Below are 26179 nucleotides of genomic sequence, written 5' to 3' on the forward strand. Positions count from 1 at the left end.
TATCAATCACTTCGGCGCATATTCACCCACATATTGCTATGCAGCATGAAATTTGACGATTGACAGATGTTATTTGCGTAATAAATTTTCATCACCCTCACAATAGGCAACGCGAACGGCAGGGAGAGGCCAATGCGGAACCGCGATCACAATCAGAATTCTGTCACCCGGCGCGGACTGGGCATCCTGGCAGCGGCCCTCGGTGCTTCGGCTGCGCTGATGCCGATGGCGGCCATGGCCCAGAGCGTATCCAGCGCCAATCTCGCCATGGTCGGCGAGCCGCAGTCGCTCGATCCGATGGCGTCGACTGCGGATCTGGTCGGCACGATCATGCAGCATGTCTACGAGCCGCTGTTCACCTTCGATGCGAACTGGGCGACCCAGCCGATGCTGGCGGCCGCGCTGCCGACGGCGTCCGCGGACGGCAAGACCTACACGATCGAGCTGCGCAAGGGCGTGAAGCTGCATAACGGCCGTGACCTCGATTCCGAGGACGTCGTCGCCTCGCTGAAGCGCTGGCTCGAGATGACGCCGCGCGGCAAGGGCCTGGCGAAGAGCCTTGCGAGCCTGACCGCCAAGGGCCCGTCGACCGTCGAGATCCAGCTCAGCAAGGTCGAGCCGGCGCTGCTCGCCCATCTGGCGCTGCCCTCCGGCTTCGCCGCGATCATGGCGAAGGAATCGATCGCCACCCCGCTGACCGAATTCGTCGGCACCGGCCCCTACAAGTTCCGCGAGCGCAAGCCGGACCAGTTCGTCGTGCTGGTGAAGCATGATGGCTACGCCTCACGCAGCGAGCCGGCCTCCGGCTATGCCGGCAAGCGCGAAGCCAAGATCGACGAGCTGCGCTTCATCCCGGTGCCGAGCGCCAATACCCGCGTCGAAGGCGCCATCGCCGGCCAGTATCAGTTCGCCGACCAGCTGCCGGTCGAGAGCTACAAGAAGGTCTCGGCCGCGAGCGGCACGCGCCCCGTGCTGACCATGCCCTTCGGCTTCCCGTATTTCCCGACCAACACCAAGCAGGGGCCGATGGCCGACCTGAAGGTCCGTCAGGCCTTCCAGATGGCGCTCGACCTCGAAGAGGTGATGATGGCCGGCTTCGGCGAGCCGAAGTTCTTCGCACTGGCGGCCGAGCATTTCCCGAAGGGCTCGCCGTTCTATTCGGAGGCCGGCAAGGACAAGTACAGCAAGCCGGACGTCGCCGGCGCCAAGAAGCTGCTGGCCGAGGCCAAATATGACGGAGCGCCGATCCGTATCCTCAACTCGAAGCAGTATGATTTCCACCACCGCATGGCGCTGGTGATGGCCGAACAGCTCAAGGCCGCGGGCTTCAAGGTCCAGCTCGATGTCGTGGACTGGGCCACCCTTGTCCAGCGCCGCGGCGACCCGGCGCTGTGGGACATCTACATCACCCACTCGGCCTTCCTGCCCGAGCCAATGCTGTCTCCGCCGCAACTCGGCGAAGGCGCTCCGGGCTGGTGGTCGAGCCCGGCCAAGGAGGCCGCGCTCAGCGCCTTCAACAACGAGCCCGACCCGGCGAAGCGCGGCGCGCTCTGGGGCAAGGTCCAGCAGGTCGTCTATGACGAGGTGCCCTATATCCGCGCCGGCAACTTCGCCGCATTGGCGGGCGCCTCGCCGAAGCTGTCCGGCTATGCGGCCATGCCGTGGCCGTCCTTCTGGAACGTCGCTCTCGCCAAGTAAGGCGCAAGCTTGATGTGGCGGGGTGCGTTCGCGCACCCCGCCACAGTCATATCCGCTTCCCGCGAAAGGAGCGCATCCGGTGCTCGCACATATCGGACGTCGCCTCGCCGGCCTGCTGCTGGTCCTCTTTCTCGTTGCCGCGCTGGTCTTCTTCCTGACGCGGCTGGCGCCCGGCGACCCCGCGGCCCTGATGCTCGGCGACCAGGCGACGCCGGAGGATGTGGCGCGCCTGCGCGAGGCTTACGGCCTCGACAAGCCGCTCCTGCTGCAATTCGTGCTCTGGCTGAAGGAATGCGCGACCGGCAATCTCGGCCAGTCGATCTTCCTGCAACAGCCTGTGACCCAAGCGCTGCTGCAGCGCGCCGAACCGACCTTCTTCCTCGCGATGTTCTCGCTCGCCATTGCCGCGGCGATCGGCATCCCGGCTGGCATCGCCTCCGCGGTCTGGCGCGGCCGCCCGATCGACCAGGCGGTGAGCGGGCTCGCCATGCTCGCGGCCAATATCCCGAGCTTCTGGCTCGGCCTGATCTTCATCCAGCTCTTTGCCGTGCGTTTCGGCTGGTTCCCCGTCGCTGGCTACGGCGCGCCCGACGCTTCCTTCTTCGAGCGGCTGCAGCACCTGTTTCTGCCATCCGCCGTGCTCGGCGTCGTCAACTCCGCTCTCATCACGCGCTTCACCCGCGCCAGCATGCTCGATGTTCTCGATGCCGATTTCGTGCGGACGGCACGGGCGAAGGGCATCTCGGAACTGCGCGTGGTGCTGCGCCACGCCTTCGGCAATGCGCTCGTCCCGATCATCACCGTGCTCGGCCTGACGCTCGCCCTGCTGATCGGCGGCGCGATCGTGACCGAGACCGTGTTCGGCCTGCCCGGCGTCGGCAATCTCGTCGTGTCGGCGGTGCTGCGCCGCGATTATCCCGTCATCCAGGGCGCGCTTCTGGCGGTCGCGGCGATTTACGCACTGATCAACCTGGCGATCGATGTGATCTACACCCTCGTCGACCCGCGGGTGCGCCAATGAGCTCCGCCGTGACCTCAGCTCCGACACTTCTGTTCCTGCGCCGGCTCTTCCGCCGCAAGCTGGTGCTCCTCGCAGCCGTGATCCTTGTGATTGCCTTCGCGCTCGCCCTGCTCGCCCCTTGGCTCTCCCCGTTCGATCCTGCCTCGATGCGCCTGGCAAGGCGCTTGCGCCCGCCTGGCGAGGTGAACTGGTTCGGTACGGACGAGCTCGGCCGCGACGTCTTCTCCCGGGTGATCTGGGGAGCCCGCGCCTCACTGGGAATCGGGCTTGCCGTCGTCGTGATCTCGATCTCGATCGGGGCTGCGCTCGGCCTCGTCGCCGGCTATTTCAAGCGCGCCGACGCCGTGATCATGCGCCTGGTCGATGCCCTGATGTCTCTGCCCGACATCCTGCTCGCCATCTTCCTCGTCGCGGTGCTCGGCGCCTCTGCGGGCAATGTCGTGCTGGCGCTCGCCATCGTCTATACGCCGCGCGTCGTCCGCGTGATCCGCGCCTCGACGCTGGTGGTGCGGGAACTGCCCTTCGTCGAGGCGGCACGCGCGCTCGGCGTCTCGATCTGGCGCATCCTTTTCGTGCATGTGCTGCTCAACGTCGCCTCGCCCCTCCTGGTGCAGGCGACCTTCATCTTCGCCTATGCGGTCCTTGCCGAAGCCGGGTTGTCCTTCCTCGGAGCGGGTGTTCCGCCGGAGACGCCGACCTGGGGCACGATGATCGCGTCGGGCCAGCAATATGCCGAGGACGCATTCTGGGTCGTCGGATTTCCCGGTGTCGCGATCGTGCTGGTCGCGCTCTCGCTGCAGATCGTCGGCGACGGCCTGCGCGACATGCTCGACCCCAAGCTCAGAAAGGCGCTGTGAGATGACTGCGCCCCTTCTCGCCATCGAAGATCTCGCCGTTTCCTTCCGCACCGAGGAAGGCGAGGTGACACCGGTGCGTGGCGTCTCGCTGCAGATCTCGGAGAACGAAACCGTCGCGGTGGTCGGCGAATCCGGCTCCGGCAAGTCAGTGACGAGTTTTGCCACCATGGGCCTGCTGCCACGCCCGTCGGGGCGGGTCTCGCGGGGCCGCATCCTGTTCCGCCGCCGCTCCGGCGATACGATCGACCTCGCCACCGCGCCCCGGGCCACCATGCAGGCGCTGCGCGGCGCCGAGATCGCCATGATCTTCCAGGAGCCCATGACCAGCCTGAACCCCGTGCTGACCGTCGGCGAGCAGATCGCCGAGGCGGTGCGACTGCATCTCGGCTATGACCGACGCAAGGCCTGGGCCCACGCCGTCGAGATGCTTGGCCTCGTCGAAATCCCCGATGCCGCGCGCCGCGCCTCGGACTATCCGCATCACATGTCGGGAGGCATGCGCCAGCGCGTCATGATCGCGCTGGCGCTCTCCTGCCGGCCCGCGCTGCTGATCGCCGACGAGCCGACCACGGCGCTCGACGTCACGATCCAGGCGCAGGTGCTGACGCTGCTTGACCGGCTGCGGCGCGAGCTTGGAATGGGCGTGCTCTTCATCACGCATAATCTCGGCGTCGTCGCCGAGATCGCCGACCGCGTGACGGTGATGTACGCAGGCGAGGTGGTCGAAAGCGCGCCGGTTCGGGACCTCTTCAACGCACCGCGCCACCCCTATACGCGCGCCCTGCTGGAGTGCATGCCGTCGCGCGCAATCCAGGATGCAAGCGGTCGGCGCGTCGTGCGCTCGATCCCGGGGCAGGTTTCGCGCGTCGAGCGCGGTTGCGCCTTCGCGCCGCGCTGCGCTGATGCAACGCCTGCCTGCTCCGTCGAGGCCCCCATGCTGGAGAGTGATGCGGGGCGGCAGACACGCTGCCTGCGCTGGAGGGAACTTGCATGAGCACAGAACCGCTCCTCACGATTGCAGGTCTTTCCAAGAGCTTTGGCAAAGCCCCCCACCTGGTGCGCGCCGTCAACGATGTCAGCTTCTCGCTGGCGCGTGGCGAAGCGCTCGGGCTGGTCGGCGAGTCTGGGTCGGGCAAAAGCACGATCGGCCGGCTTGCGCTACGCCTGATCGATGCGTCGGCAGGTCAGATCCGTTTCGAAGGACAGGACATCACGGCAGCGCCGGAACGCCGGCTGAGGCTGTTCCGGCGCCAGGCGCAGATGGTGTTCCAGGACCCCTATGCCAGCCTCAATCCGCGGCTGCGCGTCAGCAGCATCATCGGCGAGGCGCTCGATGCCCATGGCCTTGCGCGCGGCGCGGCTCGCAAGGCGCGGATCGCCGAACTGCTCGAACTCGTCGGCCTGCCCGCCGCACATATGGAGCGCTACCCCCATGAGTTCTCCGGCGGGCAGCGGCAGCGCATCGGCATCGCGCGGGCTCTCGCCGTCGAGCCGCGACTGATCATCGCCGACGAGCCGGTCTCGGCCCTCGATGTCTCGGTGCAGGCGCAGGTGCTGAACCTGATGCAGGACCTGCGGCGCCGGCTCGGGCTGGCAATGCTGTTCATCTCGCATGACCTCGATGTCGTCGAGCTGATGTGCGACCGGATCGCCGTGCTCTATCTCGGCCGCATCATGGAGGTCGGCTCGACGGAGCAGGTCGCCCGCCATCCGCGCCATCCCTATACGCGGGCGCTGATCGCCGCCTCGCCGAGGCCCGACCCGGACGCGCCGCCGCGCGAGCGCATGCTGACCGGCGACATTCCGTCTCCGCTCGCTCCCCCCTCGGGCTGCGTTTTCCGTACCCGCTGCGTGCACGCGACGGAGCGTTGCGCCAGGGAGGCCCCGGTCTTGCGCGGGGCGGGATCGGAACATCAGTTTGCCTGTCATTTCGATATCAGCCACAGTCCGAGCGCATGACAGACATCGTCCCTGCTGACGCAGCCGGCCGCCCCAGCGGCCCCGACGATTCGATTGGCGCCTCGGACATCATGAGCTCCATCCGGCAGGGGCTCGGCGCGATGTCCGAGAGCCAGCAGAAGGTGGCGCGCCTGTTCCTCGACGAAGTCGAATGGGTGGTGAAGGCGAATGTCGAGGATATCGCGGCGCGCGCCGGGGTCAGCGCGCCGACTATCGTACGCTTTGCCCGGCTGGTCGGCTGCCAGGGCCTGAGGGACCTCAAGCTGAAGCTCGCCGGAGCGGTGGCGCTCGGCGCGCCATTCCTGCACCGCTCCGTGCGGATGGGGGAGACCGCGAGCGACGTGCTGCGCAACGTCACCGGCAGCATCACGACCGTTCTCGCCGAATGGCAACGCCGCATCGATCCGCTCGATCTCGATCGCGCCGCGGCTGCGATCAGCAAGGCAAGGCGGATCGATTGCCTCGGCACCGGCGCAACCTCGCATTTCCTGGCGCAGGATCTGCAGGCACGGCTGTTCCGCCTCGGCCTGAACGCCAATGCCTTTTCCGATGCGCATTTTCAGCTCGTCGCGGCAGCAACGCTGACCTCGGAGGATGTGCTGGTCGCGATCTCCTTCGTCGGCCGCATGCCGGCACTGCTGCGCGCCGTCGAGGTCGGCAAGGCCCGTGGAGCAACGATCATCGCGCTGGCCCAAGGCGGAACGCCGCTTGCGCAGCTCGCCGACGTCGCGCTGCCGCTGGATGTTCCGCACGACACTGCGATGCTGGTCGGGACGGATGCCTATGTGGTCCAGCTCATCGCCATCGAAGTGCTGATGATCCTTGTCGGCCTGCGTCAGGGCCCGCAGCTGATCGGCCGCATGAACGATGTGCAGCACGTCCTGCGCCATTACAGCGTCGACCGTGAAGACCCGTCGGTGCTGCATGCGGGCTGGCGCCAGATGCTGGACTCCGACCCGAAGGCCGATCCGCAGGACTGATCGAGAGGACCGGTGTGGGCTCTGCGCGGGCCAACCTCTTCGTGTCCGATTGCGCCACGATGGCGGGCGACCAGCGCGGGAAACCTGCCCGTCACCGCCTCCGTTCACTTCCTGGCGCCTTGCCCATCACCCGTTCAAACGCTGGGCGCGATGACGAAGCCCTCGCCCGGAGCGCCGAGGAGCGAGGCATCAACCTCGCTGCGATCGATGTCTTGGACGCCGGCCCCAGACGGCCCATCGAAGGCATCCGCGGTAAGCATCTCAATGATGTCGGGCGGCCCCGAAATCACGGCCTCCACCGTGCCGTCGGCCCGGTTTCTCACCCAGCCCGCTACACCCGCAGCGCGTGCGCGCGCACAGAACCACTGCCGATAGCCAACGCCCTGAACGCGGCCAGAGATGATCAGGTGAAGGTTCATGCCCCTTGCCGTGTTTTGCGCACCCGCGACAACCGCACGGGCACTGCATCGCTCAACCTCAGGCTGACCATCGCAGCCGGGCGAACGGACATCCCCATACTACCGGACGCCCTTCGACGACGCATCCTCGCAATGCCGTTGCGGGCTCGCGACCGGCGGCTTGCGCGTCAATCAATCATATGATGATATGATCATATCATGGCGCGCCCTTCCAATTTCCATTCGCATCTGGTCGACCGCCTTGGCCGCATGATCGTCGGCGGCCAGATCGGCAACGACGGGGCATTGCCGCGGGAAGACGAGCTCGCCACCCAATTCGCCGTCAGCCGCACGGTGATCCGCGAAGCGACGAAGACCCTTCAGGCGCTCGGGCTGATCACAACGGGCCCCCGCGTGGGCTCGCGCATCCAGCCAATGTCATCGTGGCGGCTGCTCGACCCTCAGGTGATGGACTGGATCACCGACGCCGACATGGCGAGCGGCTTCGAGCGCGATCTTCTCGAGCTGCGCAGCATGATCGAGCCTGCGGCAGCAGCCTTCGCCGCCGAGCGCGGTACTCCCGCTCAGATCGGGACCGTCACGGCGGCGCTGGAGGAGATGGCGAGCGCCCCGGGCAAAGCGGAACATGAGGCGGCAGATTTTCGCTTCCATGAGGCCATTCTGGAGGCGTCCGGAAACAGTCTCCTGCTCCAGCTCAAGCCGATCTTGCATGCCGTGCTGAAGGCCTCGTTCCGGCTTTCGATGCACGACCACGAGCGGGCACAGGCCTCCGTCGCGATCCACCGCCATGTCGCATCCGCGATCACCGCGCGCAGGCCCGAGCAGGCCCGCGAGACCATGATCGCGCTTCTGAAAGTTGCCCAGGCCGATATCGACCTCGCCCCCGGGCGGGCGGTTCCCGTCGGGGACGAAGGCACGACAAAAAGAAACGCACAGGAAACGCATCATGCTCGCCAAAGCCGAAAGTTGGATCCTACGAGGGCTTGAGGCTGTCCTGGTCATTCTGCTCGCCGGGATGGTCGTGATGGTCTTCGGAAACGTCGTCCTGCGCTACGCCTTCAATTCCGGCCTCGACCTGTCCGAGGAGCTGTCGCGCTATTTCTTCGTCTGGCTGACCTTTATCGGCGCGGTCGTGGTGATGCGCGAGAACGGGCATCTCGGCGTCGACACGCTCGTTGGCGCCCTCGGCCGCCAGGGCCGGCTGATCTGCATGATCATCAGCGACGCCTTCATCCTGGCCTGCAGCCTGATGCTGCTCGACGGCACCTGGAAGCAGCATGAGATCAACGCCACCGCGGTCGCGCCGGTCACCGGGCTTAGCATGGGCTATGTCTATGGTGTGCTGTACTTCGCCGGGATTGGCATCGGCTTCATCACTCTTGCCCGGCTCGTTCGCGCCCTGACGGGAAAGCTCGGCGAATTCGAACTGGCCGAGTTTGCCGGCGACTACAGCGGCAACCCTTCGCATGACCTGAAGGGCCACCTCGAATGACGATCACCATCTTCCTCCTCTCGCTCTGCGGGGCGATGGCGCTCGGCATGCCGATCGCGTTTGCGCTGATCGTCTGTGCGGTCGCGTTGATGCTTTGGCTCGGCGTCTTCGACACCCAGATCATCGCCCAGAACATGATCATCGGCGCGGATTCATTCCAGCTCCTGGCGATCCCGTTCTTCCTGCTCGCCGGCGAGCTGATGAATGCCGGCGGCCTGTCCAAGCGAATCGTCAATTTCGCGCTCTCGCTGGTCGGCCATCTCCATGGCGGCCTGGGTTATGTCGCGATCTTCGCCTCCATCATCATGGCTTCGCTGTCAGGCTCGGCTGCGGCCGATACCGCTGCGCTCGCCTCGATCCTGCTGCCGATGATGCGCCAGGCCGGCTACGACACCGGTCGCTCGGCCGGCCTGATCGCATCTGGCGGCATCATCGCCCCGATCATCCCGCCCTCGATCGGCTTCATCGTCTTCGGCGTGGCCGCCAATCTCTCGATCACCAAGCTCTTTCTCGCGGGTGTCTTTCCCGGATTGCTCATCGGCCTGTCGCTGGTGATCGCCTGGTTCATCGTCTGCCGCCACGACAAGATCACGGTCCTGCCGCGGCGCAGCGGCGCCGAGCGCCTGAAGGCGACCTGGGACGGTTCGCTTGCCCTGCTGATGCCGCTCGCAATCCTCGGCGGCATCCGCTTCGGCATCGTCACGCCGACCGAGGCGGCCGTGGTCGCGACCGTCTACGCGCTCGTCGTCGGCATGTTCGTCTATCGCGAGCTCAAGCCGCGCGACCTCTACAAGGTGGCGCTGACCGCAGCCAAGACGACGAGCGCAGTCATGTTGCTGGTCGCCGCGGCCGTCGTCTCGGCCTGGCTCATCACCCAGGCCAATATCCCCGCCGAGCTGTCGAGCGTGCTCGAGCCTTTCATGGACAACAAGACGGTCCTGATGATCGTCATCATGCTGCTGGTCATGGTCGTCGGCACTGCGCTCGACTTCACGCCGACAGTGCTGATCCTGACACCGGTACTGATGCCGGTGATCAAGCAGGCGGGCATCGACCCGATCTATTTCGGCGTGCTTTTCATCATCAACAACGCCATCGGCCTGATCACGCCGCCGGTCGGCATCGTGCTCAACGTCGTCTGCGGCGTGGCCCGTATCCCGATGACGCTGGTGATCCGCGGCGTCTGGCCATTCCTCGTCGCCCAGACCGTCGCGATGTTCCTGATGATCCTGTTCCCGCAACTCGTGACCGTTCCGCTTGCCTGGCTGAGCGGCCGCTAATCCAAAAACCAAGGCAATCAGGGAGAAAGCCCATGCTGAGCTCACGTCTCGTCTCCATCCTCGCCGGCGTCGCACTTGCGGCGCTTGCAGGGTCCGCCCAGGCGCAGATCAAGGAACGCAACATCCGTGTTTCCAACGGCATCAACGAGGACCACCCGGTCGGCAACGGAGTCGCCAAGATGCGCGCCTGCATGACTGAAAAGTCCGGCGGCAAGCTGAAGCTTCAGGGTTTCTGGGGCGGCGCGCTCGGCGGCGACCTGCAGGCGACGCAGGCGCTGCGCGCCGGCACGCAGGAGATGGTCATCACCTCCTCCTCGCCGCTGGTCGGCATCATGCCTGCGCTTGGCGTCTTCGACCTGCCCTTCCTCTTCACCAACGAAAAGGAAGCCGATGCAGTCCTCGACGGAGCCTTCGGCAAGTACATCTCCGACAAGCTGCCTGCTTTCGGCGTCGTCAATCTCTCCTACTGGGAAAACGGCTTCCGCAACCTGACCAACTCGAAGCGCGCCGTCTCGAAGGCTGAAGAGCTCACCGGGCTCAAGGTCCGCGTGATGCAGAACAACATCTTCCTCGACAGCTTCAAGAGCATGGGCGCCAACGCCACGCCGATGGCGTTCGGCGAGGTTTTCGCGGCGCTCGAGACGCACGCGATCGACGGCCAGGAAAACCCGCTCGTCACCATCGACACCTCGAAGCTCTACGAGGTGCAGAAGTACCTGACGATGACACGCCACGCCTATACCCCGTTCCTGGTGCTCTATTCCAAGAAGCTTTGGGACCAGCTCTCCAGCGAAGAACAGGCGATCCTGAACGAGTGCTCGACCGTTGGCCGCGATGAGGAGCGCCGTGTCTCGCGCACGCTCAACGACACGTCGATGGCGAACCTGAAGAAGCAGGGCATGCAGGTTTCGGACGTCTCAGCCGACGAATTGACCAAGATGCGCGAGGCTACCGCGGCCGTTTACCAGCGCCACGAGGCCACGATCGGCAAGGAGACGATCGACCGTCTCAAGGCCGATCTCGCCAAGATCCGCGGCACCAACTGATCAGGAGGGCCCCGGAGCCACACTATCGCTCTGGGGCTACCGCCATGCGCATCACCCGCATCGAACCCTTCATCCTGCATATCCCGGTAACGGGCGGCTCGATCGCCGACTCGACCCACCGCATCAGCCATTGGGGCGTCGTCGGCGCGAAAATCGTCACCGAGGACGGCCTCGAAGGCTACGGTTTCACCGGCACTCATGCCGACCTTGCCTCCGATCGGCTGATCACTTCCTGCATCCGCGACTGCTACGCGCCGTTGCTGATCGGCGAGGACGCTTCCGAGATCACCCGGCTCTGGCTGAAGCTCGCCCGCCACCCGGCCCTGCAATGGGTCGGACGCGCCGGTATCACGCAGCTCGCGCTTGCCGCGGTCGACATCGCGCTCTGGGACCTCAAGGCGAAGGCGGTCGGGGTACCGCTTTGGCACCTGCTCGGCGGCGCGACCAAGCCGAAGCTCGAAGCCTACAACACCGATATCGGCTGGCTTTCGATTCCGCGGGACGAGCTTGTCGAAGGCTGCCGCATGGCGGTGGAACGCGACGGCTTCCGGCGTCTCAAGGTCAAGGTCGGCCATGCCGATCCCGGCACAGACATCGCCCGGCTCGAAGCCGTGCGCCGTGCCATTGGCGACCAAATCGCACTCGCCATCGACGGCAACGGCAAATGGGATCTGCCAACCTGCAAGCGCTTCTGCGCGCGGGCCGAGGCACTCGACATTTTCTGGTTCGAGGAGCCGCTCTGGTATGACGATGTCGGCTCGCATGCCGCGCTGGCGAAGGCGACGTCGATACCGATCGCGCTCGGGGAACAGCTCTATTCGCTCGACGCCTTCCGCGCCTTCGTCGCGGCCGACGCGATCCACTACGTCCAGCCCGACGTGACCCGCCTCGGCGGCATCACCGAGTACATCCAGGTCTCCGAGCTTGCACTCGCCAGCCGCCTGCCTGTCGCGCCCCATGCTGGCGAGATGAGCCAGGTCCATGTCCATCTCGCCTACTGGCATCAGGCGACGCCGATCCTCGAATACATTCCCTGGATCAAGGATGCTTTCGTCGAGCCCGCCAATGTCGCCGATGGCTATTTCCTAAGACCCCAGCAGCCCGGCGCCGGCACAACGCCGACCGCCGAGGCCCTCACCCGCTACGCCAAGCCTCTCGCTTGAGAAACCTCATGAAAATCACTGCTGTTGAAACCATCCGCCTGACCGAGTTCGGCAACATCATCTGGGTGCGGCTCCACACAGATGCGGGCCTGGTCGGCCTCGGCGAGACCTTCATGGGCGCCGCCTCGGTCGAAGCCTATCTGCACGAAACCGTGGCGCCGAAGCTGCTCGGCAAGGACCCGCTCCAGATCGAGGCGCGCAACGCCAGCCTGAACAACTATCTCGGCTGGCGCGGCTCGGGCGTCGAGACGCGCGGCAACTCGGCCGTCGACATCGCGCTCTGGGACATCTACGGCAAGGCGATCGGCCAGCCGGTCAGCGTCGCGCTCGGCGGCAAGTCGCGTGACACGATTCGCACCTACAACACCTGTGCCGGCTACAAATATATTCGCGATGCGCGCTCGCAGGCTGTCGCCAACTGGCATGTCGGCGAGCAAGGCGGCCCCTATGAGGATCTCGAAGGCTTCCTCTATCGCGCCGACGAGCTCGCCCACTCCCTGCTCGAGCAGGGCATCACCGGTATGAAGATCTGGCCCTTCGATATCGCGGCAGAACGTTCGGCCGGCTGGGACATCACGCCTCAGGAACTGAACACCGCGCTGGAGCCGTTCCGCAAGATCCGCAAGGCGGTCGGCGACAAGATGGACATCATGGTCGAGTTCCACTCGCTCTGGAGCCTGCCGATGGCGAAGAAGCTGGCGGAGCGCCTGGCCGAGTTCGACACCTACTGGCACGAGGACCCGTTCCGGCTCGACAATGTCCACGACCTCGGCGAATACGCCCGCCACTCCAAGGCCTGGGTCTGCGCCTCGGAAACACTGGCCTATACCCATTCCTTCCGGGATTATCTGGAGACCGGTGCAGCCGGGGTCGTCATGCTCGACCTGTCATGGTGTGGCGGCCTTTCGGAAGCCCGCAAGATCGCGGGCATGGCCGAGGCCTGGCACACGCCGGTCGCCCCGCATGACTGCACAGGCCCGGTCGTCTACGCGGCATCGTGCCATTTCTCGATGCATGCCCGGAACACGCTGATCCAGGAATCGGTCCGAGCCTTCTATACCGGCTGGTACACCGAGCTGGTCACCGACCTGCCCAAGGCCGAGAACGGCATGATCACAATATCGGACGCGCCCGGCCTCGGCCTCGAGCTGCTCCCTGGGCTGGAAAAGCGCGCCGACGCTATCGTGCGCTTCAGCCGCCTGTCCGACCTCTGAACTTCGGCATCGGCGCCCCGCCGCCGCAATTCGACCCGGCCTCCGAGCGAAGCCGGGTCGCAGCAAGGATCTTGCGGTCGCTCTGCTCCCCCTCAGCTGAGCATGCGCGTGTCGCCGCAGACCGAGATTTCCTGACCGGAGATCGTCTTGGCGAAGGGGGACGCCAGGAAGACGATCTGCCTGGCAATGTCGTTGGGGTCGACGAACTGCTTGATCGAGACGCCCGCGAACAGGCGCTGCGTCATCTCCTCATGCGAGATGTTGAAGCTGCGCGCCTTGTTGGCGATCACGCTCTGGATACGGGCACCGTCTACCAGGCCGGGGCAGATCGCATTGGCCCTGATTCCGAACTCGCCGAGCTCCGCCGAGATCGCCTTGGTGAAACCGATGACACCCCATTTCGCCGCGCCATAGGGCGAGCGCAGCGGAAAGCCGTGCTTGCCGGCCTGACTCGACAGATTGACGATGCTGGCATTGGCGGATTGCTTGAGATGCTGCACGGCAAGCCGGGTGCAGTTGTACTGACCGGTCAGATCGACCGCGACGCAGGCATCCCAGTCCGCGGGGTCGATTTCGTCGACGCGACCGGTCGGCCCGGCAATGCCGGCATTGTTGACGAGGCAGTCGAGCCCGCCGAGCGCCGCCAGCGCCTCATTGAACAGGTTGGCCACCGCGTCGCGGTCGGAGACGTCGCAGACCGATTGCGTGATCGCCGGATCGCTGGCCGCCATCGCTGCCAGGGCCTCGCGATCGACGTCGCAGATATGGACCCTGGCGCCTTCCGCCGCGAAGGCGCGCGCCGTCGCCCGGCCGATGCCGTTGGCGCCAGCCGTAACCAGAACGCGCAGTCCCCTGATCTGCAAATCCATTGTCGTCTCCCCCCGATGCCCGCGCCGTAGCGCCTCTCAGATTGCGGTGAACCCGGACTATGGCGCCAGGCCACCGGTGCTTTCGATATGGGCCGCGGCTGCAGCGATATCGGCTTCCAGCGCGGCCCTTGCAGCCTGCGGATCCCGGCGACGCAGGGCATCGAGCAAGGCGGCGTGGGAAACCACGGCACTGCCACCGTCAAGGCGGCGCGGTTCGTGGCGCATATCGAGATTGAGGATGGGGCCGGCCTTGAGCCAGAGTCGCTCGATCATCTCGACCAAGGTCGGCATGCGCGCAGCCTCATAGAGCGTGAAATGCAGATTGCGGTTGGCTGCGACTGCGCCGGCGGCGTCTGGGGGATCGGCGCTCGCCGCCTGTCGGAACGCGGCCTCGTGCCGAGCGATCTCCTCGATCTCGGCTTCGTTCGCTGCCTTCGCGGCTTCTTCGGCCGCAAAACCCTCGACAACCAGTCGCACCCGCGTCAACTCCCGAAACTGCGCCAATCTCAGTACGGGGACGCGGACGGCACGTCCGGGCAGCACCTCCAATGCACCGTCCGCGGCAAGCCGGCTGACGGCCTCGCGCACCGGCATCATCGAGACACTGAGAGCTTCCGCGACACGCCGCAGCGAGAGTTTTTCGCCCGGAGCGAGCCGGCCGGCGACGAGAAGCGCCCGCAATTCCCCGGTGACCCTCTCCCCCAGGGTCTCGCGCGTCAGCGCGCCGACCTCGTCGAGGGCTGAGGGATCACGGCCGGTCGAGGCATCGCCGATCCCATCGTCGGCGGCTGGGTTCGCGAAGGACTGGACAGGGGCAACCATGTCTGCCAACCTAACTGTGATCACAGATCACGACAAGTGGATATCAAGCCGTAAGCAGAGCAGACAGCAGGTCGACAATTTCCAGCGCAAAGCGCGGAACCGTTCTGGGAGGAACGCAATGGCAGACCATCAGCAGTCGAAATTTTCTTTGTCACGACGTCAGGCCCTTGCCGGGCTCGGAGCCGGTGCCGCCACCGGATTGATCGCAAGCCCGTCGCTGATCCTGGCGCAGACGCCGGACGCCATCCGCTTCGGCCACCTGACGCCGCGCACCGGCTTCCTCGGTCCGCTCGGCGAGTACGGTGTCATGGCTGTCGATCTCGCCGTCGAGGAGATCAATACGGCGGGCGGCATCAACGGCCGCAAGCTCGAGGCCCTGAAGGAGGATTCGGTCAATCCGCAGACCGCCTCGACCAAGGCCGAGCGCATGATCGAACGTGACAAGGTCGCGTGCATCCTCGGCGAGATTTCCTCGGCCTCCTGCCTGACGATCTCGCAGGTCGCAGCGCGCAACAAGATCCTCTTCGTCAATACCGGCGGCAATTCCGATGCCCTGCGCGGCGAAAGCTGCAACCGCTACATGTTCCATGTCGAGCACCAGAACTCGATGTATGTGAAGAGCTGCGGCCGCTCGCTGATGGCGCAGGGGCTGGTCAAGGGCAAGAAGTGGTTCTCGCTGACCGCCGACTACGCCTTCGGCCATGACCTGCTCAAGGTCGCCAAGCGCTTCATGGAGGCCAATGGCGGCCAATTCGCCGCCGACAAGCTGGTGCCGACCGACGCAACCGACTTCTCGGCGCTCCTGATCGAAATCCGCGCCGCCAAGCCCGACATCGTGATCTCGAACCTTGCCGGCAACCAGATCACCAATTTCCTCAAGCAGTATTCCGAATTCGGCCTGACCTTCCCGGTCGCCGGGTTCGGCTTCGACACGGCGCTCGCCTGGGCTGCCGGCAAGGACAATTTTGGCGGCGTCTGGCCCTGCGTCTGGCACCACCTGATCGACACGCCGGCGAGCAAGACCTTCGTCTCCGCCTTCACCAAGAAATACGGCAAGCCGCCCGAGAACCAGGCCTGGGGCGACTACATGGCTGTGAAGATCATGGCCCAGTCGATGAACGAGCTGAAGAGCACCGACACGGCCAAGATCCTCGAGCATTGGGAGAAGGGCGCGAAATTCGACGTCATGAAGACGCGCGAAGGCTATTTCCGCGCCTCGGACCACCAGCTGATGAGCGAGATGTACACGATCACGGCGCTGCCGGCAGCGCAGGTCAAGAACCAGTGGGATCTCTTCACCTCCTCGCCGCCCGTACCGGGACCGAACGAAAGCCTCGAAGTCATCGCGACAACGGGGGACGAGGCGGTCTGCAAGATGAGCTGAGGCGCTCCCACTGCCAGATCCGCGCCGTCAAGTCCGGATCGGCCGCGCCAGCGACGCCGATCCGGAAGCCATCGTAGAGCCCAGCGCCCTGGGATGGTCCCGGCACCCCGCTTCGTTGCGGCCGGGATCAAGGCGCCTCCCGAACCTCTCGGGCGCGACGCGCCCCTGCCCGGCCCTGTCGATCAAGCAAAGGCATCCCCTTGCTCATTCTCTTCATCCAGCAGGTGCTGAACGGACTGCTCGACGGCGTCTATTACCTCCTGATCGCGCTCGGCCTGTCGCTGATCTTCTCGCTCGGCGGCATCGTCAATCTCGCGCATGGCGCCTTCTATGCGATCGGCGCCTATCTCACGATCGTGCTCGCGCCCCATATTGGCTTCGGCGGCGCGATCATCGCGTCGCCGGTGCTGGTGGCGCTGATCGGTATCGTCGTCGAGCGCGGCCTGTTCCAGCGCTTCTACCGATCGGACCCGATCCTCTCGCTGCTGCTGACCTTCGGGCTCGCGATGGTGGCGGAGCAATCCCTGCGCATGATCTTCGGAGCGCCACCACTCTCGTTCTCGATCCCGCCTGCACTGCGCGGCCAGATCTTCCTCGGCGAATTCATCTACTCGCGCTATCGCGCGCTTCTGCTCCTGATCGCAGCAGCTTGCGTACTCGGGCTCTGGTTCCTGCTCCAGCGCACGGCCTTCGGTCGCGTCGTCCGGGCCGGCGTGCAAAATCCCGACATGCTCGGTGCGCTCGGGATTTCACTGCAGCCCTACATGATGGCCGTGGCCGGCATTGGCATCGGGCTTGCCGGCCTGGCCGGCGTTCTGCTCGCGCCGATCTACTCGATCCATCCCGCCATGGGGCAGGAGATCATCACGCCGGCCTTCGTCGTCGTCGTCATCGGCGGCCTCGGCTCCTTCTGGGGCGTGGTCGTGGCGGCGCTGATGGTCGGCGTGGTCAAGGGCATCACCATCGGCCTCGGCTTCACGCAATGGTCGACCGCAGTGATCTACCTGATGATGCTGCTCGTCCTGCTGTTCCGGCCGCGCGGCCTGTTCGGCGAACGCATCCAGCGCTTCGAGTGAGGGCGAAATGACAGCCGCTCAGCGCGACCGCGCGCCTCTCCTCATTGCCGCCATCGGCCTCGCCGCCCTGCCCTTCCTGATGCATTTCATCGGGCTCGGCACCACTTCGGCGACCGAGATCGTCGTCTTCGCCATTGCCTGCATGGCCTTGAACATCCTCGTCGGCACCACGGGACTTGTCTCGTTCGGCCACGGCGCCTGGTTCGGGCTCGCCGCCTATGCTGCAGGCTTGATCCAGCGCAACTGGCTGCCCGGCCAGTTCGCCCTGCCGATCCTGCTCGCGGTGCTCTTCGTGGGCGTGCTCGCCTTCGCGTTCGGCGCCCTGATCCTGCGCCGCAAGGGCGTGTATTTCTCGCTCCTGACCCTGGCACTCGCCGCCATGACCTATTCGATCGCCTTCCGCTGGACCGCCGTGACCGGCGGGGAGGATGGCCTCGGCGGCATCAGGCGCCCGCTCTTCGCAGGCGTCGATTTCGATCAGGCGCTGCCGTTCTACATCCTCGTCGCACTGATCAGCATGGCGGTGGTCTACGGGCTCTGGCGCTTCCACCGCTCGCCGGTCGGCACCGTTCTGGTCGCGATCCGCGAGAACGAACAGCGTGCCCGGTTTCTCGGCTACCAGACGAACCGCTACAAGCTCGTCGCCTTCACCATCTCGGCGGCCCTGACCGGGCTCGCCGGCGCGCTGCTGCTGTTCAACAACCGCATGACCTCGGCCGAGCCGATCTCGGTCGCCTTCTCCGGCGAATTGCTGGCGATGGTCGTGATCGGCGGCATGCGCTCCTTCCTGGGCCCGGCTCTCGGCGCGCTCTTCTTCGTGATCTTCCGCGACTATCTCTCGAGCCTGACGCCAAACTGGCTGTTCTGGTTCGGGCTGCTCTTCGTCGGCTTCATCGTCTTCTCACCCATGGGGCTCGTTGGCGTCGGCGAGCGGCTGCTGCGGCCCTTCCGCAAGCAGGCCGCCGAAGATGCGGCAATGTCGGCGCGAAAGGTCGGCGCAGTCACGCTCCCGGATTTCATGAAGCCGCAGGACTGGGTCGAGGGCCCGATCCTCATCGCGACCGGCCTCGCCAAGAGCTTTGGCGGTATCAAGGCGGTCGAAGGCGTCGACCTCGCCATGCGCGACCGGGCGCTGCATGCGCTGATCGGCCCGAACGGTGCCGGCAAGACGACCGCCTTCAACCTGATCTCGGGTCAGTTCCGGCCGGATCGTGGCGAGGTTCGCCTGCGCGAACGCGACATTACCGGCCTCGCGCCCGAAGCGATCACCCGCGCCGGCATCGGCCGCGCCTTCCAGATCACCAATCTGTTCCCGTCGCTTTCTGTCGCCGAGAATGTCCGCCTCGCCGTGCAGGCGCGCGCTCCGGAGCGTTTCGGCTTCTGGCGCGCGGCAGGATCGCTGGCACAGGTTTCCGACGAGACGCGGCAGGTCATCGAGACGATGGGCCTGCGCGGCATCGAGAGCGCCGAGGCCGGCTCGCTCAGCTATGGCGGCCAGCGCCTGCTCGACATGAGCCTCGCGCTTGCGACCAAGCCGCGCGTCCTGCTCCTGGACGAACCGCTCGCGGGCCTCGCGGCGGCAGAACGCGAACGCGTCGGCAACCTGATCAAGTCGATCTCGACCGACCTGCCTGTGCTGCTGGTCGAGCACGACATCGACCGCGTCTTCCAGATCGCGGACCATGTCACGGTGATGAACGAAGGCGGCGTGCTGGTCGACGGCACGGTCGAGGACGCGCGCTCCTCCCCAAAGGTTCAGGAGGTCTATATCGGCTCGGGCGCGCATGCGCTGGCCGAGAAGCCGCGCCCCAGTGCGGCTGGGGAGCAGGTCCTGCTCGGACTTTCCAGTGTCGATACCTATTACGGCAAGAGCCATATTCTCCGCGACGTCGGCTTCGACGTTCATGAGAACGAGATCGTGGCGCTGCTCGGCCGCAACGGCGCCGGCAAATCGACCTTGCTGAAGACGATCACCGGCATCGCACCGCCCGCCACGGGAACGATCAATCTTGCCGGTGCCGACATCGCACGCCTACCACCGGCCGTGATCGCGCGCGCCGGCATCGCCTATGTGCCGCAGGGGCGCGGTCTCTTCGCCGGCATGAGCGTCAAGGACAACATGGAGCTCGGCCGCCTCAAGCGCCTGACCGGCAACGGCACGCGCTGGGAGGACGACAAGATCTTCGCCTTCTTCCCGCGCATCAAGCAGCGCTGGCATTCCCCCGCCGACTACCTCTCCGGTGGCGAGCAGCAGATGGTGGCGGTGGCACGCGCGCTCTCCGGTGACACGCGTGTCCTGCTGCTGGACGAGCCCTTCGAGGGCCTCGCTCCCGCTGTGGTCGAGGAACTTTTCGAGGCCTTCGACAAGCTGAGACAGGAGATCGCGATCGTGATCGTGGACCACCATCTCGACCTTGCGCTGGCGCTTTCGGACCGCACGGTCGTGCTTGAGCGCGGCCAGGTCAGTCATATCGGCCCGTCGAAGGCTCTCAGCCAGGACCTGGCGCTGCGCCGGCAGGTGCTCTGGCTGTGAGGGCCCTGCCTCACCCCTATCCCGACCTTCGTCGCTCCCCGCAGGATCAACACGCATGACCAAGATCGCGATCATAGGCTCTGGACTGATCGGCCGTGCCTGGGCCACCATCTTCGCCAGTCATGGTTTCGACGTCGCGCTGCATGATGTCGCGCCCGGAGCGGCCGAGGCCGCCCGCGCCCATATCAGCAGCAATCTCGAGGAACTCGCCGGCCACGGCCTCGTCGAGGACCCAAGGGGCTCGCTCGCACGTATCCGCGTCGCCTCGGGCCTGGCGGATGCTTTGAGCGGCGCCGACCTCGTCCAGGAGAACGGGCCGGAGGCCGTGGACACCAAGCGCGCCCTCTTCGCCGAGATGGATACGCTTGCCGCGCCGGAGACGATTCTCGCCTCCTCGACCTCGTTCATCATGGCGTCGGTGTTCAGCGAAACGCTCCCGGGGCGGGCCCGCTGTCTCGTCGCCCATCCCGTCAATCCGCCGCATCTCGTACCCATCGTCGAGCTTGCGCCGGCACCCTGGACGGATCCGGCCGTCCTCGCCCGGGCCAAGGCGCTCTACGAACAGGCCGGACAGGTTCCGATCGTGCTGCGCAAGGAGAAGCCGGGCTTCGTCCTCAACCGCTTGCAAGCCGTGCTGCTGGCGGAAGCCTTTCGCCTCGTTGGCGAGGGCGTCGCGAGCGCGGAGGACGTCGACAAGACGATCCGCGACGGGCTCGGCCTGCGCTGGTCCTTCATGGGCCCCTTCGAGACGATCGAGCTCAACGCACCCGGCGGTATTCCCGATTACTGCGCCCGTTACGGGGCTTCGATCGAGGCCATGGCGGCACAGGCCGTCGGCGGCGACCCGTTTGGCGCGGAAACCGTGACCAAGGTGATGAGCGAATGGCCAGGCACGCAATCGCCAGAACGGGTCAAGCATCTCAGCGACTGGCGCGACACGCGGCTGGCCGCACTGCAAGCCCATAAGCGCTCCGCCGCGCGCAAGCCTGTCTGAAATCCTCCATCCTGCTCGCCTGAAGGGAGCCGCCATGGCCAAGAACCGCAAAGTCATGATCACCTGCGCGGTGACCGGCGCGATCCACACCCCCTCGATGTCGCCTTACCTGCCGGTGACGGCCGATGAAATCATCGATGCTGCGGTCGGCGCGGCGGAGGCAGGGGCGGCGCTCGTGCATGTCCATGCCCGCGATCCCGTAACCGGCAAGCCAGACCAATCGCCGGAGGCATTCGAGCCCTTCCTTAAGGTCATCAAGCAACGCAGCGATTGCGTCATCAACATCACCACGGGCGGAGCGCCAACCATGGGCGTCGAGGAGCGTCTGCGTCCCTGCGCCCATTTCAAGCCCGAGGTCGCCTCGCTCAACATGGGCTCGATGAATTTCGGTCTGTATCCGATGTTGAGCCGCTTCAAGGCGTTCAAACATGACTGGGAGCACCCCTATCTCGAAGGCTCGAAGGACCGCATCTTCAAGAACACATTCCAGGACATCGAGAACATCCTGACGACCTGCGCCGAGAACGGCACGCGCTTCGAGATCGAGTGCTACGATATCGGACATCTCTATACGCTGGCGCATTTCGTCGATCGCGGGTTGGTGAAGCCGCCTTTCTTCGTCCAGTCGGTCTTCGGCCTGCTCGGCGGCATCGGCCCGCACCCGGAGGATGTCGCGCATATGAAGCGCACGGCCGATCGGCTCTTCGGCGACCAGTACCACTGGTCGGTGCTTGGCGCCGGGCGCCACCAGTTGCCGATCGCCGCGATGGCTGTCGCGATGGGCGGCAACCTGCGCGTCGGCCTGGAAGATTCGCTCTGGATCGGGCCGGGACAACTGGCAAAATCCAATGCCGAACAGGTCCGGGCGGCGCGGAAGATCATCGAAGGCCTCGGACTGGAGCTGGCGACGCCGGACGATGCGCGCGAATTGCTGCACCTCAAGGGGGCAGACAAGGTCGCCTTTTGAACGGCGCCGCGATGTCCGAGCAGCCTGCCGGGCGTGGCAATCAGATAGGCGCGTGCTGCCAAGGCGCATTGGCCAGAGGCAGGTTGCCGGCTAATCGACTGCGATCATTCGACCGATCCGCTGGCGTCGGATAGCCGCATAGCTCGAACAGGGAAGTGCCCAGTACCATCTCGAAATCGTGGATGAGGCGGCTGACGGTTGGTTGGGTGACAGCAAACGCCTCCGCGGCGGCCGTCATGCGGCCGGTCATCATGACGGGGCGGAACGCCTCGACCTGCCGCGACGAAAGGTGCATCGGCCCTCACGACCCCGTGCCCCGGACGATCCTGCTCAACGCGAGCGTTTGCTGGAACGCATGATTGACGCCACCGCCACGGCGCAGAGGCCGAGCAGACATGCCGAGACAAGCAGGGTCGGCATGATGCCGGCGCTGTCGAAGCCTGCCGCATAGATCAGCGGCATGACCGACTGCCCGAGCATGGCCGCCATGGAGTGCAACGCCATCATCGCGCCCTGGGTTTGAGGGGTCAGGGTCGCCAGATAGGTCTGAAGCGGAATGGCTGCACTGCGATAGGCGAAGCCGAACGCCAGCAATGCCCCGAACTGCAAAAGCCAGGGAAGATGGGCACTCAGACTTGCCATGGCGAGCGTCATGACCAGCCCGCCCGCCAGTGTGAGATGGACTGGCGGTATCCAGCGCAGAGTGCGGCGCAGGCTGACCCCATAGGCAATGCTGCCGATCATGAAGCCGGAGAGCACGATGCCGACGGTGGACGCACTGCCTCCGACGAGAAACGCAATGTGCGGGAACAAGCCCTGTGTCAGTCCGGTCAGGGCAAGCTGCAGCCCAAGACCGCGGCGAGCGCTCGCCAGCCCGAGAATCCGGCGATAGGCAGAGAACGCCGAACCGAACCCCGCGCGCGATGACGAGACTTCGCGGGTATCGCGCAGCGCCGCCGTGACGATCGCGAAACAGGTCAGGCCGATCAGGCCGGCCACGAGCAGGCTGCCGCGCCAGCCGAGCGCATCGGCGATGAAGCCGGACCCGACGGCCCCGGCAAGCGACCCCGTGACCGAGGCCGCACTGGCCTTGCCGAAAGCCTCCTGATGCCCCTCAGGCGCGATCCGCTCCGCCAGGATGGCAAAACACAGCGGGAATGTGCCGGCCGTGCAGAAGCCGACGACGAGCCGGGTGGCGAGCAGTAGCTCGAAACTGGGGGCAAGGCTGCCAAACACCGTACCAAGCGCGCTCACCCCGAGGCAGACGCGCATCACCCGCAATTTGCCGAGTTGGTCGCCGAGCGCGCCGGCAATGGGCTGTGCCAGGGCATAGGCGAGCGCAAATGCTGTCGCCATGGCCACAACCTGGCTCCGAGGCACCGCAAAATCCCGGCTGAGCAGGGGCAGAACGGGGTCGAACAGGAACACTCCAAGCGAGGAGCCGAAGCAGGCGAGGCCGAGAATGCGCAGCAATGCATGCTGCTGGCCGGGCGGCGGCTTCGCGACCTGGCACGAGGCGTGGCCCCCTGGCGTGCCGCCGGGCAGACTGGTCATCAGCTTGCGCAGCCCCCCTCATCGTCACCGGCTGCCCCGAACTCGGGCTCATCTGCTCAGGCACAGACAAGGGATATCCCGGACGAGGCGCCTCGCCCATGACACGCGAATGCCGGCATGAGCTCATGTGATTTGACCCTGCACCGGCGCGAACAAGATGCGCGCTTTCGTCAAATTCCAGGCGGATCGGCCGTTCTCGCGGCTCTTTCGGCAGCATCTTTCAGAGGGCATGGCCCAGACGATCGTGGTCATCGGCGCTGGCGCCATGGCGCATCCATTGCGGCATCGCGAGCGGAGCGAGGGGCCTGCACTATTACACGCGACGTTTGGGGGATCGAGCGCCGCACCGAAGGCCGGAACATCCTCAATCGCTGCGGTTCGGAGATTGAGTTCGGCGTGGCGCCGGCTCTCACCGGCCAGCCGCAATGTGCCGAGAAGCACTGGGGTTTTCAGCGTTTCTCAGCGTCTACGTCGCGGCCGCAAGGGAAGCGCGACAGGCGCGGCTATGCAGCTTCATTCCTGCAAAGCGAGCCGACCACCCGCACGGGTGCGGGGGCTCGAGATTGCCCGATCAGCGGCGGCAGACTTGCACGTGGCGGACGACCCAGCGGCCGCGATGGTCGCGCACGCGACGGTTTTCCCACCAGCAGCGGCCATGGCGTGGCGCGACATGCCGCGGGGGCGAACGGTGCCATTGTGCGAGTTCGACGCCGGGATTGCTGGCAACGCCACCACCTGATGATACCGGAGCCGCAAAGGCAGTGCCCGAACACAGGGCTCCGAGAACCATCCCAGCAGCGAACGCCGCTCCGCGAATATCAACCAGTTGATCCTCCTTGGCCTCAAGCCAGATGTTGACCCGGCGCATCCCCACGCCAGGCAATCGATCGGCCTCTGTCATGGCCGATCGTTCCTGCTCCGCCCGCTTTGACCGCGAGATCGGCGAGAACTCTCGGCTGTCGGACAGAATTCAGAAGCGCCAGATGAGCGGTACGATGAAGACGGCCACCACGAAGAACCAGATCAGCAGCGGCAAGCCGAGCTTCCAGTAATCGCTGAAGGCATAGCCGCCCGGCCCCATCACCATCAGATTGGTCGGCGTCGCGATCGGGGTCAGGAAAGCTCCGGCGGCGGCAACCGCCGTGCTCATCAAGACCGGCCGCGGCGAAATCCCCATGCTGGCAGCCGCAGCCACCCCGATCGGGATAACGATGAGCGCGGTCGCGGTATTGCTGATCAACTGCCCCATGATGGCAGTCAGCACGAACAGACCCGCAAGCAGAGCGACCGGCCCGGCATCGCCAACCATGTAGACGAGCCGCTCGGCCATGAGCTTCGCCGCCCCGGTTTCGACCATCGCGGTCGAGAGCGGCATCATGGCGCCGACGAGGATCACGGTCGTCCAGCTGATCGAGCGGTAGGACTGCTCGACATTCATGATCCCCGACAGGATGATCGCGCCTGCGGCCAGCAAGCCAGCGACTGCGGGCGGGACGGCGCCCGTGGCAAGCAGCAGAACCATCGCGACGAGAATGACGACCGCCTGCTTCGCGCCGGGCCCCATCGGCACGGCCTGACGGCGCACCAGCTCGGGCGAGCTCACGACGAGGACATCGGGATCGTCGAGATGGACGTCGAGCGCCTTCCACGTGCCCTGCAGCAGCATGGTATCGCCGGCTTGCAGCACGATGCCGCCGGAATCCTTGGTTGCATTGGCCGCGGCGAGTTCCGCCCCCGCGCGTTGTACGGCCAGAACAATCAGGTCGCCGCTGTCGGTGACCATCCCAGGGAAGACGGTCTGGCCGATCAGGCCGGAGCGCGGCGGGATCACGACCTCGGCCAGACCGGAGCGCTGGTTGAACAGCGTCTCCGCGCCCTGCCCCTGCTTTGCCTCCTCACGGAAGGCGAGATGCATCTCCGCCGCCAGTGTCGCGGCCGCATCGGCTTCACCGCGAACCAAGAGATGATCGCCATCGGCAATGACCGAGCGGCGAATGGGGCGTGCGGTTTCGCCCTCCTGAATAGCGACCAGCTGCAGTCCCGGATAGGCCGACAGATCAATGCTGGCGGGGGCAGTGCCGAGATAGGGCGAACTGGCACGCACGCGCATCTGATAGATGCCGCTGGCAAGGCCGTATTGCTCGACCAGCGTCTTGGCATGCCGGCTGAAATCGGCAGGCATGGTCGCGCCATTGCGCTCAGGCAGCAGGCGCTGGCCGAAGAGGATGATGATCGCCATCGTGCCCGCCAGCAGCGGCACGCCGACCAAGGCGAATTCGAAGAAGCCGAAGCTGCCCATCCCTGCATCGCTGCTGGCCTCGGAGACCAGCACGTTCACGGGAGTTCCCGTCAGCGCCAGCATCGAGCCCGCATGCGCGGCGAAGACCAGCGGCATCAGCAACTGCGAGGAATTGCGCTTGAGCCGGACCGCGATGACGACAACAACCGGCAGCAAGGCGGCAACCGCGCCATTGAGGCTGATCACCGCGGTCAGCAACGACACGAGAATCATCGTGAGCAGCAGAAGGCGGGTTCGGCTCTCCTCGCCCGCTCCCTTGATCAGGAGCTGTCCAGCCCAGGCGGTGACGCCCGTAACCTCAAGCCCGGAGCTGACGACGAAGAGCGAGGCGATGAATATGACAGCAGGGTCGCCGAAACCACCCAGAGCCTGGGGCAGCGTCAGGACCCCGGTCGCCCAGAGGGCAAGCGCTACTCCCATCGCGACCAGAACGACGGGAATCTTGTTCCAGATGAACAAGACCACGGCAACGGCGATGATGGTGCCGGTATAGGCTATCGGGCTCAATCGCTCAGCTCCCTATTGGGCCCTGCCAGGCCGCAGAAATGCTCA

General features: G+C 65.6%; 23 protein-coding genes. 17 read left to right on the forward strand and 6 right to left on the reverse strand.

The annotated features are described in order from the left end of the window. Positions 1–132: 132 nt before the first annotated feature. The 6 genes from BIWAKO_RS07835 to BIWAKO_RS07860 all read left to right on the forward strand — a co-directional run bounded on the left by BIWAKO_RS07835 (position 133) and on the right by BIWAKO_RS07860 (position 6515). Entirely contained in the window at positions 133–1698 is a 1566-nt protein-coding gene (locus BIWAKO_RS07835) for an ABC transporter substrate-binding protein (RefSeq protein ID WP_069878110.1), read from the forward strand. Positions 1699–1777: 79 nt separating this feature from the next. After that, a complete protein-coding gene (locus BIWAKO_RS07840; RefSeq protein ID WP_069878112.1) occupies positions 1778–2719 on the forward strand; it encodes an ABC transporter permease in 942 nt (313 codons plus the stop codon). Further along, complete coding sequence (locus tag BIWAKO_RS07845) at positions 2716–3576, forward strand: ABC transporter permease (RefSeq protein ID WP_069878113.1); 861 nt, start codon at positions 2716–2718, stop codon at positions 3574–3576. The genes BIWAKO_RS07840 and BIWAKO_RS07845 overlap by 4 nt, the downstream gene beginning before the upstream one ends. Before the next feature lies 1 nt (position 3577). Then, the gene (locus BIWAKO_RS07850; RefSeq protein WP_069878115.1) at positions 3578–4570 is read left to right on the forward strand and encodes an ABC transporter ATP-binding protein; all 993 of its coding nucleotides are present in this window, start codon (positions 3578–3580) and stop codon (positions 4568–4570) included. Then, the gene (locus BIWAKO_RS07855; RefSeq protein WP_069878117.1) at positions 4567–5535 is read left to right on the forward strand and encodes an ABC transporter ATP-binding protein; all 969 of its coding nucleotides are present in this window, start codon (positions 4567–4569) and stop codon (positions 5533–5535) included. Before BIWAKO_RS07850 ends, BIWAKO_RS07855 begins: the two co-directional genes overlap by 4 nt. Further along, on the forward strand, positions 5532–6515 hold the full coding sequence (locus tag BIWAKO_RS07860; RefSeq protein ID WP_069878119.1) for a MurR/RpiR family transcriptional regulator: 984 nt from the start codon (positions 5532–5534) through the stop codon (positions 6513–6515). Before BIWAKO_RS07855 ends, BIWAKO_RS07860 begins: the two co-directional genes overlap by 4 nt. Before the next feature lie 134 nt (positions 6516–6649). Here the strand turns inward: BIWAKO_RS07860 and BIWAKO_RS07865 are convergent, their stop codons facing one another. Continuing rightward, positions 6650–6934, reverse strand: coding sequence for an acylphosphatase (locus tag BIWAKO_RS07865; RefSeq protein ID WP_069878121.1), 285 nt, complete (start codon positions 6932–6934; stop codon positions 6650–6652). Positions 6935–7132: 198 nt separating this feature from the next. On the opposite strand from BIWAKO_RS07865, the gene BIWAKO_RS07870 reads away from it, so the two are divergent. From BIWAKO_RS07870 to BIWAKO_RS07895, 6 genes are read left to right on the forward strand one after another with little or no spacing between them, the layout of a single operon-like run. After that, positions 7133–7921, forward strand: a complete 789-nt coding sequence (locus BIWAKO_RS07870; protein ID WP_069878122.1) for a FadR/GntR family transcriptional regulator — start codon at positions 7133–7135, stop codon at positions 7919–7921. Beyond that, positions 7881–8426 (forward strand): TRAP transporter small permease, encoded by a 546-nt coding sequence (locus BIWAKO_RS07875; RefSeq protein WP_069878125.1) that lies wholly within the window; start codon positions 7881–7883, stop codon positions 8424–8426. The genes BIWAKO_RS07870 and BIWAKO_RS07875 overlap by 41 nt, the downstream gene beginning before the upstream one ends. Next, the gene (locus tag BIWAKO_RS07880; RefSeq protein ID WP_069878127.1) at positions 8423–9706 is read left to right on the forward strand and encodes a TRAP transporter large permease; all 1284 of its coding nucleotides are present in this window, start codon (positions 8423–8425) and stop codon (positions 9704–9706) included. Before BIWAKO_RS07875 ends, BIWAKO_RS07880 begins: the two co-directional genes overlap by 4 nt. A gap of 32 nt (positions 9707–9738) precedes the next feature. Then, positions 9739–10752, forward strand: a complete 1014-nt coding sequence (locus BIWAKO_RS07885; protein ID WP_069878129.1) for a TRAP transporter substrate-binding protein — start codon at positions 9739–9741, stop codon at positions 10750–10752. Between the two features lie 44 nt (positions 10753–10796). Next, positions 10797–11915, forward strand: a complete 1119-nt coding sequence (locus tag BIWAKO_RS07890) for a mandelate racemase/muconate lactonizing enzyme family protein (protein WP_069878131.1) — start codon at positions 10797–10799, stop codon at positions 11913–11915. 8 nt (positions 11916–11923) lie between these two features. Further along, a complete protein-coding gene (locus BIWAKO_RS07895; RefSeq protein WP_069878132.1) occupies positions 11924–13129 on the forward strand; it encodes a mandelate racemase/muconate lactonizing enzyme family protein in 1206 nt (401 codons plus the stop codon). Between the two features lie 92 nt (positions 13130–13221). Here BIWAKO_RS07895 and BIWAKO_RS07900 read toward each other — a convergent pair whose 3' ends face one another. Together BIWAKO_RS07900 and BIWAKO_RS07905 are read right to left on the reverse strand one after the other, a co-directional pair. Then, positions 13222–13998 (reverse strand): SDR family oxidoreductase, encoded by a 777-nt coding sequence (locus BIWAKO_RS07900; protein ID WP_069878134.1) that lies wholly within the window; start codon positions 13996–13998, stop codon positions 13222–13224. Between the two features lie 57 nt (positions 13999–14055). Then, entirely contained in the window at positions 14056–14820 is a 765-nt protein-coding gene (locus tag BIWAKO_RS07905; RefSeq protein WP_084651215.1) for a GntR family transcriptional regulator, read from the reverse strand. 118 nt (positions 14821–14938) lie between these two features. Here BIWAKO_RS07905 and BIWAKO_RS07910 point away from each other — a divergent pair, with 118 nt between their 5' ends. From BIWAKO_RS07910 to kce, 5 genes are all read left to right on the forward strand, one after another. After that, positions 14939–16204: an ABC transporter substrate-binding protein gene (locus BIWAKO_RS07910; protein WP_069878136.1), complete on the forward strand. Its 1266-nt coding sequence runs from the start codon at positions 14939–14941 to the stop codon at positions 16202–16204. Between the two features lie 194 nt (positions 16205–16398). Beyond that, entirely contained in the window at positions 16399–17280 is an 882-nt protein-coding gene (locus BIWAKO_RS07915) for a branched-chain amino acid ABC transporter permease (RefSeq protein ID WP_201788693.1), read from the forward strand. 7 nt (positions 17281–17287) lie between these two features. Continuing rightward, positions 17288–19813, forward strand: a complete 2526-nt coding sequence (locus tag BIWAKO_RS07920; RefSeq protein WP_069878140.1) for a branched-chain amino acid ABC transporter ATP-binding protein/permease — start codon at positions 17288–17290, stop codon at positions 19811–19813. 55 nt (positions 19814–19868) lie between these two features. Then, positions 19869–20807 carry a 3-hydroxyacyl-CoA dehydrogenase gene (locus tag BIWAKO_RS07925; protein ID WP_069878141.1) on the forward strand — a complete coding sequence of 313 codons (939 nt, stop codon included), beginning with the start codon at positions 19869–19871 and terminating at the stop codon, positions 20805–20807. A 34-nt stretch (positions 20808–20841) separates the two neighbouring features. Beyond that, the gene (gene kce, locus BIWAKO_RS07930; RefSeq protein ID WP_069878143.1) at positions 20842–21774 is read left to right on the forward strand and encodes a 3,5-dioxohexanoate:acetyl-CoA acetone transferase; all 933 of its coding nucleotides are present in this window, start codon (positions 20842–20844) and stop codon (positions 21772–21774) included. 40 nt (positions 21775–21814) lie between these two features. Here the strand turns inward: kce and BIWAKO_RS37295 are convergent, their stop codons facing one another. The 3 genes from BIWAKO_RS37295 to BIWAKO_RS07950 all read right to left on the reverse strand — a co-directional run bounded on the left by BIWAKO_RS37295 (position 21815) and on the right by BIWAKO_RS07950 (position 26134). Further along, entirely contained in the window at positions 21815–22069 is a 255-nt protein-coding gene (locus BIWAKO_RS37295; RefSeq protein ID WP_069878144.1) for a LysR family transcriptional regulator, read from the reverse strand. Positions 22070–22104: 35 nt separating this feature from the next. Next, complete coding sequence (locus BIWAKO_RS07940; protein ID WP_069878146.1) at positions 22105–23328, reverse strand: MFS transporter; 1224 nt, start codon at positions 23326–23328, stop codon at positions 22105–22107. Between the two features lie 970 nt (positions 23329–24298). Further along, positions 24299–26134 carry an SLC13 family permease gene (locus tag BIWAKO_RS07950; RefSeq protein ID WP_069878149.1) on the reverse strand — a complete coding sequence of 612 codons (1836 nt, stop codon included), beginning with the start codon at positions 26132–26134 and terminating at the stop codon, positions 24299–24301. Positions 26135–26179: the final 45 nt, after the last annotated feature.

Origin of the sequence: Bosea sp. BIWAKO-01, assembly GCF_001748145.1 — a bacterium.
Lineage (GTDB): Bacteria > Pseudomonadota > Alphaproteobacteria > Rhizobiales > Beijerinckiaceae > Allobosea.